We start from the raw sequence: 13,578 nt of genomic DNA, 5'->3' as shown, positions 1-13,578 counted from the left end.
GGCATGCAGGCTGCCTGCCTGTTCGCGCAGTGCTAGCAGCGCGGCCGCGTATTCCGGCGTATCGATATCGTGGGGAATCAGCTGCACGCAGTCGAGCACCAGCCAGGGCTGAGCGCCTGCCAGCAAGCTGCTGATGGCGCCGCGCGCGACGATGTCGGCCGCGTCGCGCGGCTTGTCCATCAGCTGCGACAGCGCTTGCCAGCTGGCCTGCGCCTGCGCCATCGGCGCGGCCAGCACGCAGGGACAGTCTTCGCCATCGCCGTAGATGGGCCAGGCGGCCGCTTGCGTGCCGGCACCGGCGAGCAGCTTGAACAGCACGGGTATGCCCTGGCGCCATTCGGCCAGGCCGGTGATGGTCTCGGTGTCGAAGCCGGTCTGGCCGGGTAAAAAGGCGGTGCTGAACAGGGCTGCGGTATTGATCATGTTTTTTCGTTAAAGATGTTGGGGACTCAGGGCGACGGGGGCATCAGCCAGTGCGTCAGGTCGCCGTGCCGCAGGCCCAGCTGCTTTGCCGCGGCGGCGGCTTCGAAGGCCCACAGGCCGTAGTAGCCGCCCAGGCCCTGCGCGCGCAAGTGGCCGTTGAACCAGTCTTCCTGCACCAGCGCCGCATGCCAGCCGGCCAGATACTGCCGCAGATGCTCAAGCTGCTGCGCGCGATCGTCGGCCTGCAGGCAGTCGTACAGGGCCGTGTAGGGCTCGGCGAAATACCATTCGTCGACGGCGGGGCGCTGCGGATCGATGGCCGACAGCAGGGCTTCGTACACGCCGTCTTCGCCATCGAAGGCCGTTTGCAGGGCGGCCAGGCGCGCGGCCAGGTCGTGGCGGCCGAACAGCAGGGCGGCGCCCAGCAGCTGCAGGGTGCGCGCATAGTCGGTCAGCTGTTCAAAGTCAAACGCGGGCAGGTCCTCGTCATCGTAGGCGTCGGCCAGGGCCGCGCGCGCCGCCTCGCAGGCGCCGATGGCAGCTTCCAGCGCAGCGACCACTTCCGGCAAGGGCAAGCCCGCCGTATAGCGCAGCGAGAAAGCCTGGTAGGCCGTGCTGGCCGCCGCGCAGGCCCAGTAGGCGGCATCGCCGCCGTCGCTTTCCGCTTGCGCCTGCGCGCGCCCGTAGGCCGCCAGCAGGGCGTCGAAATAGGCAAGGTTGCGGGCAAAATCAAACGGCGTGCCAACGGGCGCGGGCGGCGCCTGGCGCGGCGTGTGCGGCCATGCTGCCGCCGATGGCGGACAGGCGTCGGCGCATGCGCGCTGGATGGCCCAGTCGGCAAACACCTGCTGCAGATACTGCGCCGTCTCGTCGTCGTGGGCGATGGCGCCCGCGCCCACCAGGGTCGTGCCCAGCAGGGTGTAGCCGGGAAAGCGGCTGCTTTCGTAGGCGATGGTGGTCACGCTCTGGATGGCCTTGCCGTCGCTCAGGTCGCGCACGCGGAAGTACACATCGTCCCAGCCTGCCAGCGGTGGCGCCGCCCGGCCGGCCGGCAAGGTGCTCCAGCTGCCGTCGTCTTCCTCGGCATAGGCGTCGAGCAGTTCATCGAGTCCGCCCGGGCGGTCGATGCGGTTGTTGGCGTCGTACTGCAAGCCCAGTTCGGCCGCGAACGCCGCTGCGTGGCGGCCCGCAAATACCAGGTACTGGGCGTTCAGGGTGCCGACCAGCAGGTCGCTATGCCGGCCCGCCACGCCGAGGGCCTGCGGCAGCCGGTACCAGTGGTGGCCGGGGATGCCGGCCATGGCGCCCCCTTCGGCCGCGTCCGGGTTCGCGCAGCGCAGCTGTTCCAGCCAGTCGTAGCGTGCGTGCCGCTCCGCCTCGGTGCCGCTGCCGCGGCCAGTCAATTCATCGAACAGGGTATTCAACAACATGTGCATCTATCCTAAAAAAGCGTTCATGCCGCTGCCGTTTGCGCAAACGCATACAGCGCATCGAGCACGGCGTCCGGCTGCTCGGCCATCAATTCGTGCCCGCTGTCGACTTGCACTACCGTGCCATGCGCGATGGCAGACGTCAGCAGCCGTGTCGACTTGGGCGGCGTCATCATGTCGCGCGCGCCGAAAATGAATAAAGTGGGGCAGTGTACCGAAGCGGCGGCGATTTCGCCGTTCGCATAGGCATTACAGGCAAAAAAATCCGTGTGAAACACATGATCGGGGTTGATGGCGGCGATGCGCTGCTTCAGACGACGCGCGCCGCCCATGGCATAAAAGCCGGGGCCAGGGAACGACGGCTTTTGCGCGATCGACGAGTGTGACCAGATATTGACCATGTCGATGGCCGCCTGTTCGTCCTGCAGTGACGTTTCCAGCAGCGCCGGCGAGACTTTCATCGGGTAAGTGGAACCGAGCATGGCCAGGTGGCTGACGCGCTGCGGCGCCAGGTGCGCCGCTTCCAGCGCGATCAATGAGCCCATGCTGTGGCCGACCAGCATGGCCTTGGCCGCGCCGGCCGCATCGAGCACGGCCAGGATCCAGCGCGCCAGTTCTTCGACACTGGCCTTCGCCGCGCCCAGGCTGCGTCCATGGCCCGGCAAGTCGACGGCCAGCACGTTCCAGCCGTGGTGGGCGAAATAGCGCGTCTGCAGGGCCCACACGCTATGGTCATTCTGCGCGCCGTGGATGAAGACGGCCGTCGGCTGACTTGGGTTAAAAGCCTTACTGCCCGTGTAGCAGTAGGCGACGGTATGGTCGATGGTGAGCAGCATCTCAGGCGCCTTTCTGCGACAGTTTCAGGCCACGGGCCAGGTCTTCGATCAAATCGTCCGCGTCTTCCAGGCCCACCGACAGGCGCATGGTGCCCTGCGTGATGCCGGCCTGCTCCAGCTGCGCGTTGGGCACGCGGAAATGCGTGGTCGAGGCGGGGTGGATGACGAGCGACTTGGCGTCGCCCACGTTGGCCAGGTGCGAAAAGATCTTCAGGCTGTCGACGAAGCGCTGGCCCGCCGCGCGGTCGCCGCGCAGATTGAAGGTGAAGACGGCGCCCGCGCCCTTCGGCAGCAGGGTCTGCGCCAGCGCGTAGTCCGGGTGCGATGGCAGTTCGGGGTAGGACACGGCATCCACGGCCGGATTGGCCAGCAGGAAGTCGACCACCTTGCGCGTGTTGGCCACGTGGCGGTCCATGCGCAGGCCCAGTGTCTCGATGCCTTGCAGGACGGCGAAGGCATTATGCGGGCTCATGACGGCGCCGAAATCGCGCAAGCCTTCGCGCCGCGCGCGCAGGGCGAACGGCGCCACCGTCGATTCCTCGGCGAAGACCATGCCGTGGAAGCCCTCATACGGTTCGCACAGTTCGGCGAAACGGCCCGTCTTGTCGTAGGCGGCTTGCCAGTCGAAGGTGCCGCCATCGACCAGCAGGCCGCCGATGGCCGTGCCATGCCCGCATAAAAACTTGGTGGCCGAGTGGAAGACCAGGTCGGCGCCGTGCTCGAAAGGGCGCAGCAGATACGGCGTGGTGAATGTCGAATCGAGCATCAGCGGCAACTGGTGTTCGTGCGCCAGGGCGGCGATGGTCGGGATGTCCAGCACGTCGAGGCCGGGATTGCCCAGGGTTTCGGCAAACAGTACCTTGGTATTCGGGCGGATGGCGGCGCGCCACGCATCCACGTCGCGCGGGTCGACAAAAGTCGTCTCGATGCCGAAGCGTTTCAAGGTGTAGGCCAGCAGGTTGTGCGAGCCGCCGTACAGGGCGCGCGAGGCCACGATGTGCGAGCCGGCGCCGGCGATGGTGCATACACCCAGGTGCATGGCTGCCTGGCCGCTGGCCGTGGCGATGCCGGCCACGCCACCTTCGAGGGCGGCGATGCGTTCTTCCAGCACCGCGTTGGTGGGATTCGAGATGCGCGAGTACACGTGTCCGGCCCGCTCCATGTTGAACAGCGAGGCCGCGTGGTCCGAACTCTTGAAGGCGAACGAGGACGTGAAATGGATGGGCGTGGCGCGCGCGCCCGTGGCCGGATCGGGCGTGGCGCCCGCATGCAGCGATAAAGTGTCAAAACCGGGGTATTTCGGGCCGCTCATGGTGTCTCCGCCAAGTTTTTTATAGTGGCAAGATCGTAACCTGATTTGCGGCAGAGCAAAAGGGCATGCGTGCAGGGCGCATGGCGCCGTGGCGGCGAGCCGCCCGTGTAACCTGAAGTGTAAAAAAAGTGACCGGCGCGCGGCGGCGGTGGTAGGATATCGGGTCAGCGATTTTCGGGCTGTTTTACCTGTGCGCGTGCGCCGCGCCGCAGGAAAGGCCGCTACGTGCAAGCGAAATCCTGGGCTACAGGCGAACTCTCATCGCATGTCCACCAGGAAAGATTTTATGCCCGCAATATCGTTCGACGGCGACCTCGCCGTACCCGGACCATCTATAGTCGACGGCCTCTGCCACGCAGGCTGGGTCATGCAAGAGCGTTTTATTTCTCCTGAACTGAGCCGCCAGCTGGCCGCCGAATGCGTGCAATCCATGCTCAATGGCAACATGAAGGGCGCCGGCGTGGGCAGCGGCCATGCGCCGCTGCTGCAGCCGGAGATCCGCGGCGACCATATCGAATGGCTGGAAACGGGGCGTTCCGCCGCCTGCGACAGCTATCTGGCGCACATGGAAACCCTGCGCCAGACCTTGAACCGCGAGCTGTTCCTGGGCCTGGACGAGTACGAAAGCCACTTCGCCCTGTACGCGCCGGGCGCCTTTTACCGCGCCCACCTGGACCGTTTCCGCGACGACGACAAGCGCACCGTGTCTGTCGTGCTGTACCTCAATGAAGACTGGCTGCCCGAACACGGCGGCGCGCTGCGTTTGCACCCGCAAGGCGCGCCCGTGGTGGATGTCGGGCCGGTGGCGGGGCGCATGGCCATGTTCATGTCGGGCGAGATGCTGCATGAAGTGCTGCCGACGGCGCGCCAGCGCTTGTCCATCGCCGGCTGGTTCCGCCGCCGGGCGTGAAAAAACTGCTGCGCGTCGCGGGGCACGACCGGCGATGCCCGCTGTACTAAAGTACAGCTGCGAAGTACAGCTGCGCTTCTCGGCCGCGCCGCGCATCCGCTCGCTACGCTTTTCTTGCCCGACAAACCTCTTCGATTTGATTGCGCGCAAGGCTGGATTTTTCCGCAGGCATAGGCTACAGTCGCTGTAAGGGCTAGAATAACTAAAAAACCAATCACGCGGACAGGACGGCCAATATGAAAGTATCTGAAATTCTCCAAGTCAAGGGCAATATCCTCTACACGGTCACGCCAGACCAGCCCCTGCTTGACGCGGCCAATACCATGGCTGAAAAAGACATCGGTTCGCTGGTGGTCATGGAATTTGGCGACCTGGTCGGCATGCTGACCTTCCGCGAAGTGCTCAATGCCCTGCATGAGAACGCGGGCCAGATCGGCGGCGGCACCGTGCGCAAGCACATGGATGACCACCCGATCACCGTCACCCCCGATACGGAAGTGAACGAAGTGCGCCGCATCATGCTGGAAAAGCACGCGCGCTACCTGCCCGTGATGAACGCCAAGACCCTGCTGGGCGTTATTTCCTTCTACGACGTCGCGCGCGCCGTGTTGGAAGCGCAAAGTTTTGAAAACCAGATGCTCAAGGCGTATATCCGCGACTGGCCGGCAGAAACCACCGATTAAGCGATCGCAATGCTTTAATAGCAACGCCGGCAATGCCGGCGTTTTGCATTCCAGGCAACAAGGCGGGGCGCCTACGCCGCGCCCTGCAGCGCCTCATTGTTCAGCCAGTTGCCCAGCGCCGTCGCCGTCATGGGGCGGGCAAACAGGAAGCCCTGCGCCATCGGGCAGCCCAGCGCCTGCAAAATTTGCGCCTGCCGCTCGTCTTCCACGCCTTCGGCGATCACGGCCAGGCCCAGATTGCGGCCCAGCTGGATGACCATTTCCGCGATGCTGCTGCCGCGCGCCGAGCCCGTGATTTCCGTCACGAACGCGCGGTCGATCTTCAAGCGGTCCACTTGCAGCCGCTGCAGATAGGATAGTGAGGAAAAGCCCGTGCCGAAGTCGTCGATGGCGATGCTCACGCCCGTCTGCTTGATCTGCCACAGCATCTTGATCAGCATGTCCGGCTCTTCCATGGCCATCGATTCGGTGATTTCCAGTTCGATGAATTCGGGCGGCGCCTGCGTCTCTTCCAGCGCCGCGCGCAGCATTTCCAAAAATAGCGGGTGGCGGAACTGCACTTGCGAGACGTTCACGGACATGACGAAATTGCGGTGGCCCTGCTCGCGCAGCTGCACCAGTTCGCGGCACGCCGTGCGCAGCACCCATTCGCCGAGGTCGATGATGATGCCGGAATACTCGGCGATGGGGATGAAACGGTCGGGCGAGATGAACTTGCCGTCCGGCGTCTGCCAGCGCAGCAGCGCTTCGGCGCCCACGGGGCGGCGCGTGGTCAGGTCGATCTGCGGCTGGTAGACAACAAACAGCTGCCCCTGGCTGAACGCCGTGCGCAGTGCATGCATCATGCGCACCCGTTCGCGGATTTCAATGCCCATGCTGCGCGAAAAATAGAAGTGCCCGGCGCGCTGCTGGCTTTTTGCCCGTTTCAGGGCGATATCGGCGTCTTTCAGCGCATCGGCGCCCGTGCCCGCGTGTTCGCCCAGGCGCACCAGGCCCAGGGTGGCGGATAGCTGCACGTCCTGGCCGTCGATGCAGAACGGCGCCTGGAACAGGGCCAGGATGTTGGCCGGATTGACTTGCGACGAGTCGCCCAGCACGCAGAAGATATCGCCGCCCAGGCGCGCTACCGTCAGCTGCGAACCCAGTTCGGTTTGCAGGCGGCCTGCCACGGCGACCAGCAGCATGTCGCCGAACTGGTGGCCCAGCGCGTCGTTGGTCTCGGCAAAGTGGTCGAGGTCGACCAGCGACAGGGTGGCGTCGTCGCGCGCCGGGCCGGCCAGGGTGGCGTCGAGGATTTCCACCAGGCGCGTGCGGTTGGGCAGCTTTGACAGGTTGTCGTAGAAGGCGGCGTTATGCAGGTGCGACACCAGTTCGACATTGTCCAGGCCCACGGCGACGTTGCTGCAAAACACTTCCAGCAGGCTTTCATCGATGGCGGACAGGGGACGCGGCAGCAGCAGGTAGGCGGCCGCATCGCGGCTGGCCTTGCCGGCGAAGTACAAGGTGGCGTAATCGTGCGCATACACATTGCGCCGCTGGGCCAGGGTATGCTCGATGGCCGCCATCACGCGGGGGTTTTGCAGGCCGCACAGGGCGCTGTGCGGCAGGCCGGAAAAGCTGCCCGTGCAGGCCGAGACGAGCAATTCCTTGGCGCCGCTATCGAGCAGCTCCTGCACGCACAGCACGCCGTCGGCGCGGATGCCCAGCAGGTCGGCGATCTGTGCCAGCACGCCGGCCGAGAAATTCTGCACGCCGTGCAGGGCCATCAGCTGCGTGCTGGCGTGGACGATCTGGTCCAGGCCGCGCCGGCTGCTGCTGATCGAGCGGATCTGTTCATACGAGCGGATGGCCGCCGTCACGGTGGTAAACAGCTTGATGCGCGTCAGTTCCGACTTGGTCTTGTAGTCGTTGATGTCGAAGTCGCGGATGGCGTCGATTTCCGGCGCATAGCCGGGCTGGCCCGTGCGCAGGATGATGCGCACGTCCGTCATTTTCAGGGTTTCGCGGATGTAGCGCACCAGGTGCAGGCCCGCATCGTCCTGTTCCATCACCACGTCGAGCAGGATGACGGCGATGTCGCGTTCGTGCTTGAGCAGTTCGCGCGCCTGGCCGGCCGAGTAGGCGTGCACGAATTCCAGCGGGCGGTGCTGCATCTCCAGATTGCCCAGGGCGAAAGTGGTGGTGGAGTGGACGTCTTCATCGTCGTCGATGATCATCACCCGCCACACGCTGCGCGGCGTGGAGGCCAGCGGCGCAGCCGGTTGCTCATCAAGGAATACCAGGTCGTCGTGATCGTCCTTGTGGGGGTCAAGGGGGATGATCGGTGCGGGCATGTATAGCTTCTCCAGGATGACTCGGGACGAGATGTGAGCACATCAGAAAGGCCCATGGCGTTGTTGCAGCGCCTCGCCCTGGTCATTTCTGATGCACTCAGGGCGCATCGAAAATGCAGCACTCAGCGGTTGCCGAAGCGTACACATTTTCTGATGGCCCATCATCCAAGTATATAGCTATTTAATAAGCAAAATGTTTTTTTAAGTCTATTCTGTAGGGCAATATTTCTTGCATTGCATGATTGCAACTCTTATTTGGTGTTTTTTATATGAAAAAAATACGCGGGATTTAAAAATGCCGATCCGGGCGGGAAGAAAAGGGTGGACTTGCGCTGTCGCTGGGGAAATATCGGGCGCTGGCCAGGCATTAGCGGCATGGTGCGCCGCGCAGGCTGGTAGAATTGGGTTTTCCAGTCTTTCACACTTCCTACTATGTCCGGCAATACTTTTGGCAAGCTGTTTACTGTTACCACTTTCGGCGAATCGCATGGCCCGGCCATCGGTTGCGTGATCGATGGCTGTCCGCCGGGGCTGGTCCTGTCGGAAGCCGATATCCAGCCCGAGCTGGACCGTCGCAAGCCAGGCACGTCGCGCCACGTGACGCAGCGCCAGGAATCGGATACGGTCGAGATCCTCTCCGGCGTATACCAGGGCGTGACGACGGGTACGCCCATCGCGCTGCTGATCCGCAATGAAGACCAGCGCAGCAAGGATTACGGCAATATCGCGGAAAGCTTCCGCCCCGGCCATGCCGACTACACCTACTGGCACAAATACGGCGTGCGCGATCCGCGCGGCGGCGGGCGTTCCTCGGCGCGCCTGACGGCGCCCGTGGTGGGCGCGGCGGCCATCGCCAAGAAATGGCTGCTGCAGCAGTACGGCACCACCTTCAAGGGCTGCATGAGCCAGCTGGGCGACATTCCCGTGCCATTCCAGTCGTGGGAGCACGTGCATGCGAATCCGTTCTTTGCCGCCAGCGGCGACGCCGACCTGATCGCGCGCATGGAAGCGGCGATGGATCAGTTGCGCCGCGATGGGGACTCCATCGGCGCGCGCATCGACGTGATCGCGCAAAACGTGCCGGTCGGCCTGGGCCAGCCCATCTACGACAAGCTCGACGCGGACATCGCCTACGCCATGATGGGCATCAATGCCGTCAAGGGCGTGGAAATCGGTGCCGGCTTTGACTCGGTGGCGCAAAAGGGTTCCGAGCACGGCGATGAGCTGACGCCGGAAGGTTTTGTCGGCAATAACGCCGGCGGCGTGCTGGGCGGTATCTCGACGGGGCAGGATATCAGTGTCTCGATCGCCATCAAGCCGACCTCGTCAATCCGCACGCCGCGCCGCTCGATCGATAAGGAAGGCAATCCCGTGATGGTGGAAACGTTCGGCCGCCACGACCCGTGCGTGGGCATCCGCGCCACGCCGATCGCCGAAGCCATGCTGGCGCTGGTGCTGATCGACCACGCCCTGATGCACCGCGCACAATGCGGCGATGTGTCGGTGAGTACGCCGAAGTTGAAGTAATTGTTAGCGCGCGGCGTAAGAGCAGACGTAGGTCGATTAGCGCTTGCGCGTAATCCGGCAATATTGTTGTCTCTGCGGTGTTGTCGGGTTACGCCCTTTGGGCTAACCCGACCTACGCGGCCAATCCGACCTACGGCCTATGCCACGCGTAGCGGCAACATTGTCGGCGCTTCCTGTCACGCCACTTTATTTGCCACCAATTCCAATTGGTGCCGCATCTCCACCGACTGCACCAATAACGCCCGGATATCGTTGATCAGGTTGAATTCCGTCTGGTTCAGCTGGATCGGCGGGAAGCTGTCGTCCCAGTCGCCGTACAGGAATCCCGTCGGGTGGCCGTTGGCCGACAGGGGCAGCACGACGAAGCTGCGCGCTTCCGACAGGGTCGCCTTCCACCACTGCGGCAGCTTGGCGGCAAATTTCGGGTCGCGCGCATTGTCGATGAAGATCACGCGGTCGCTGTTGAGGGCCGCGTGGAAGACGTTTGGTTCATACGCGTCGCCAAACACCATCAGGTCCTGCAGGTCGGCCATGCCGTCGCCCATGCTGATGCGCGCCGAATACAGGTGATCCTTGTGGTTGCGCACGAAGGCCACCGAGCGCGAAAAATCAAAACCCTGGTGCAGCGTTTCCAGCGCCATCGAAACCATCTGGCCGGGACTGGCGCTGCCGATGGCGCCGCGCAAGTCGGCCAGGCCGCTGATCAGCACGCGGTTGCCTTCGGCGCGCATGCGCGTCGACGCCAGCTGGCGCGCGCGCCGTTCCGCCGGTTTCGACAGAGGGGCGATCGACAGGTCGGCCGCCGCCATCGCCTTGGCCTTGTCCACGGCAACCACCAGGTCGGTGGCCGTGATGCCCAGGGTGCCCGCATAATTGTCGATCAGCGCGTGCACCTGCGCCGCGCCGGCCGCATCGTCGTGCCACAGCGAATCGGCGCAGCGTGCCGCCATGGTCGACAATCCCGCCATCCAGTCGGCACCGCTGACGGGGGAATTGTCCGGCGTCGGGTCCAGCGGACGCATGCCGTTGATCAGATGCTGCGGCAAGCCCCAGTGGGCGGCCGTGGCATAGCCCACTTCCGGCAGCGACAGGCCGAGGATTTCGCGCGCGGCGGCCGCCTCGTTGCCTGGGCCGGCGTGGGCCTGCATGCGGGCCCAGAAATCCGTCATATAGAACGTCACCATCATGCGGCCCAGCGTATGCAGCATGGAGCAGACCACGGCCTGTTCCGCCTGCAGGCTGCCGGCGCTGGTGGCCACCTGCTGCGCCACCATCCCGGCCAGCACGGCCTTTTCCATTTCTACGTGGGCGCTGACGGAGTCGGGCGACGCCTGCGACAGTTCCTCGATCAGTTTCAGTCCCAGCGCCAGATGGCCTATGGCGTCGATTCCCAGCACCAGCACGGCTTTTGACACCGTGTTGACGCGCTGGCCGAAGGCCGAATACATGCCGCTGTTGGCCAGCCTGAGCACCTTGTGCGTGAGGACAGGATCGGACAGCACGGTTTGCGTGATGTCGAATTCGTGGTCGTCCTCGCCGCGCATGGCGCCCAGGATGGCGCTGATGGCCTTGGCGAAGCCGGGCATGTCGCCCTGCTGGCGCGTGCGCGCCCACAGCAGGTCCAGGGTATTTTTGCCGAGCTGTGTCGGCGCCGTGAAATGGCCTGGATTCATTGCACCCCTCCGCGCTGTTCATTGGCAGGCGGCGTGGGCACCAGCGCCGCATAGGTTTTTTCGCTCAAGGCCGATAGCGCCGCGTGGGCCGGCATCGGTTTGCCCGTCAAATAGCCTTGCACATAATGGCAGCCGCGCGATTCCATGAAGTGCATCTGTTCCTCCGTCTCCACGCCTTCGGCGACCACCGACAGATTCAAGTGCTTGGCCAGGTCAAGGATGGTATTGCAGATGGCCGCATCCTTGCTCGATTCGGGCAAGTCCTTGATGAAGGTGCGGTCGATCTTCAGCACGGAAATAGGGAAGCGTTTCAGATAGGCGAGCGAAGAATAACCGGTGCCGAAATCGTCGATGGCGATGCGCGCGCGGCGCTCCGTCATCTTGCCGAGGATGGTTTCCGCGTGCACGGGGTCGATCATCAGGGTGCCTTCCGTAATTTCCAGCACCAGGTGTTCGCCCGAGAGTCCCGAAAAAGCGATGGCGTCGTCCAGTACGTCGAGGAATTTGTCGTTGCGGAACTGGCGCGGGCTGATGTTGACGGAGATGTACAGCGGGCGCCTGGCCACGTCCTGGAACTGCTTGAGCTGCACGCAGGCCGCCTTCAGCGCCCAGGCGCCCAGCAGGTTGATCAGGCCATTGGCTTCGGCGATCGGGATGAAGCGCACGGGCGGCACCAGGCCCAGGGTCGGGTGCTTCCAGCGCATCAGGGTTTCAAAGCCCTGGATCTGGCGCGTGTGCGCGTCGACGATGGGCTGGTAGAAAAGCAAAAATTCGCCTTCGCGCACGGCGTGGAACATGGCCGCTTCCAGCGAGATATCGTGCTCGGACGGGCCGTTCAGACGCGGGCTGTAGACCAGGCAGCGGGCCTTGCCCGTTTCCTTGGCGCGCGACATGGCCGCATCGGCCAGCGCCACCAGGCGCACTTCGTCTTCCGCGTGCAGCGGGTAGATCGACACGCCGACCGAGGCGCCCACGTAGATCGTGTGGCCGTCGACTTCAAACGGCGCCTGCAGGGTGGCCAGCAGGCGGCCCGTCACCAGCTTGATTTGCGCGTCGGTGGCGCTGCCCGGCAGCACGGCGACGAATTCATCGCCGCCCACGCGCGCCAGGGTATCGCTGTCGCGCAAGGTCTTGCGCAGGCGCGCCGCGGCCAGGCGCAGCACGGCGTCGCCGACCGGGTGGCCGAGGCCATCGTTGACCTTTTTGAAGCCATCGAGGCCGATGGTGGCGACGGAAAAACCCTGGCCCGAACGGGCCGCCTGGGCGATCACCATGCGGATGCGGTCCGACAGCAACAGGCGGTTCGGCAGGCCGGTCAGCGCATCGTGCGTGGCCATGTGGCGCAGGCGTTCTTCCGTGTTGTGCTGGGCCGAGGTGTCGCGTCCGACCACCAGCAGTTCGGCGACGCCGGCCGCGTTCATATAAGAAGACAGGCGCAGCTCGAACCAGATTTCCTGGTCGGGCGTTTGCAGGCGCACCTCGAGGCGGCCCGGTTCGGCGAGCGCATCTTCCAGTGCCGCCTGCAGCGCGGCGCGCGAGGCTTCGGCGGCCAGCGGCAGCAGCAGGTGGCCGGACAGGCCGGCCGGTGCGGCAAACAGGGTGGCGGCGCGCTTGCTGGCGAACAGGATCAAGCCGTCCGCATCGAGGCGGAACACGACGTCGCCGGCCTCTTCCATGAGGTTGTCCAACTCGTGGCGAGCCTCGCGGTGGGCGGCGGATGGGGTACTGGAAAACATCGTGCTGGCTTTTACCTTTTTATTATCAGTGCCGGCGCCCACTGCAGGGCAGGGCGCCAACGGAAATAGTGCGTCGTGCGGTTTGCCCGCGGTCATGGGCAAACGGTCACTATCGGAACGCGATCCACACGAAATGTATCATTGAAAAGCTTTCAATTACATGAAATAGAGCAACATTGCTTCAGGTTTTATAAATATTCCTGTCCTGCTTGAAGAAAATCAGCCTGCCGTGCGCTTCCACTCATTTTGTTCCCTGTGGAAACGTTATGCGGCGGCGCATGCCGGCCTTGCGCTTGCCCCCTTTGGCGCTTTGCGCTAGTCTGGCTGGCAGACGGTGTTGACGGTGCGCCGCGGCAGGCAAGGGCGCCATGATAACAAATCGCAACGGAGACCTCCCATGAATGCCTTTGACACGCATGAAGTTTTCAACCAGGCCACGCCATTTGAAAACGTCAACCTGTTCGCCTGCGACCCTGCGCTGATCGAGGCGCTGCTGCGCGAAGGCGGCGGCGCGGCGCTGCAGGAACTCGATGCGCTGGGCGAAAAGCTGGGCCGCGCCGAGACGTATGCGCTGGCGCGCGAGGCCAACCGCCATGGCCCGGAACTGCAGCAGTTCGACCGCGCGGGGCGGCGCATCGATGAAGTGGTGTTTCACCCTGCCTGGCATGCGCTGATGGAGATCCTGGTGGGCGCCGGCGCGCATGCCGCGCCGTGG

The 13,578-nt window shown here is 64.2% G+C and carries 9 protein-coding genes and 2 pseudogenes; 4 read left to right on the top strand and 7 right to left on the bottom strand.

The window, feature by feature from the left end; translation table 11 throughout:
- The 4 genes and pseudogenes from JaAD80_RS28135 to JaAD80_RS28120 form a co-directional block, all read right to left on the bottom strand.
- Nucleotides 1-423: pseudogene (locus JaAD80_RS28135) on the bottom strand (hypothetical protein); the annotation flags it as partial.
- A gap of 26 nt (nt 424-449) precedes the next feature.
- Complete coding sequence (locus JaAD80_RS28130) at nt 450-1,853, bottom strand: PoNe immunity protein domain-containing protein (protein WP_180979634.1); 1,404 nt, start codon at nt 1,851-1,853, stop codon at nt 450-452.
- Between the two features lie 23 nt (nt 1,854-1,876).
- Complete coding sequence (locus JaAD80_RS28125) at nt 1,877-2,689, bottom strand: alpha/beta fold hydrolase (RefSeq protein ID WP_102299445.1); 813 nt, start codon at nt 2,687-2,689, stop codon at nt 1,877-1,879.
- A gap of 1 nt (nt 2,690) precedes the next feature.
- Nucleotides 2,691-4,001 (bottom strand): O-acetylhomoserine aminocarboxypropyltransferase, encoded by a 1,311-nt coding sequence (locus JaAD80_RS28120; RefSeq protein ID WP_102299443.1) that lies wholly within the window; start codon nt 3,999-4,001, stop codon nt 2,691-2,693.
- A gap of 286 nt (nt 4,002-4,287) precedes the next feature.
- Between JaAD80_RS28120 and JaAD80_RS28115 the strand changes: the two genes are divergently transcribed.
- On the top strand, nt 4,288-4,911 hold the full coding sequence (locus JaAD80_RS28115; RefSeq protein ID WP_102299441.1) for a 2OG-Fe(II) oxygenase: 624 nt from the start codon (nt 4,288-4,290) through the stop codon (nt 4,909-4,911).
- 236 nt (nt 4,912-5,147) lie between these two features.
- On the top strand, nt 5,148-5,594 hold the full coding sequence (locus JaAD80_RS28110) for a CBS domain-containing protein (RefSeq protein WP_010398828.1): 447 nt from the start codon (nt 5,148-5,150) through the stop codon (nt 5,592-5,594).
- A 71-nt stretch (nt 5,595-5,665) separates the two neighbouring features.
- On the opposite strand, the gene JaAD80_RS28105 is transcribed toward JaAD80_RS28110, so the two are convergent.
- Nucleotides 5,666-7,927 (bottom strand): bifunctional diguanylate cyclase/phosphodiesterase, encoded by a 2,262-nt coding sequence (locus tag JaAD80_RS28105; protein WP_102299440.1) that lies wholly within the window; start codon nt 7,925-7,927, stop codon nt 5,666-5,668.
- Nucleotides 7,928-8,359: 432 nt separating this feature from the next.
- Here JaAD80_RS28105 and aroC point away from each other — a divergent pair, with 432 nt between their 5' ends.
- Nucleotides 8,360-9,454: a chorismate synthase gene (gene aroC, locus JaAD80_RS28100; protein WP_102299438.1), complete on the top strand. Its 1,095-nt coding sequence runs from the start codon at nt 8,360-8,362 to the stop codon at nt 9,452-9,454.
- A 176-nt stretch (nt 9,455-9,630) separates the two neighbouring features.
- Here aroC and JaAD80_RS28095 read toward each other — a convergent pair whose 3' ends face one another.
- Together JaAD80_RS28095 and JaAD80_RS28090 are read right to left on the bottom strand one after the other, a co-directional pair.
- Entirely contained in the window at nt 9,631-11,127 is a 1,497-nt protein-coding gene (locus tag JaAD80_RS28095) for an HDOD domain-containing protein (protein ID WP_102299436.1), read from the bottom strand.
- The gene (locus JaAD80_RS28090) at nt 11,124-12,863 is read right to left on the bottom strand and encodes a bifunctional diguanylate cyclase/phosphodiesterase (protein WP_102299434.1); all 1,740 of its coding nucleotides are present in this window, start codon (nt 12,861-12,863) and stop codon (nt 11,124-11,126) included. Before JaAD80_RS28090 ends, JaAD80_RS28095 begins: the two co-directional genes overlap by 4 nt.
- Before the next feature lie 397 nt (nt 12,864-13,260).
- Between JaAD80_RS28090 and JaAD80_RS28085 the strand changes: the two are divergent.
- Nucleotides 13,261-13,578: pseudogene (locus tag JaAD80_RS28085) on the top strand (DNA alkylation response protein); the annotation flags it as partial.

This window comes from Janthinobacterium sp. AD80 (assembly GCF_002878455.1).
In the GTDB taxonomy this organism is placed as follows: Bacteria; Pseudomonadota; Gammaproteobacteria; order Burkholderiales; family Burkholderiaceae_D; genus Janthinobacterium.
Note: the sequence above shows the minus strand (reverse complement) of the source record. Positions and strands in the feature narration are given on the sequence as shown.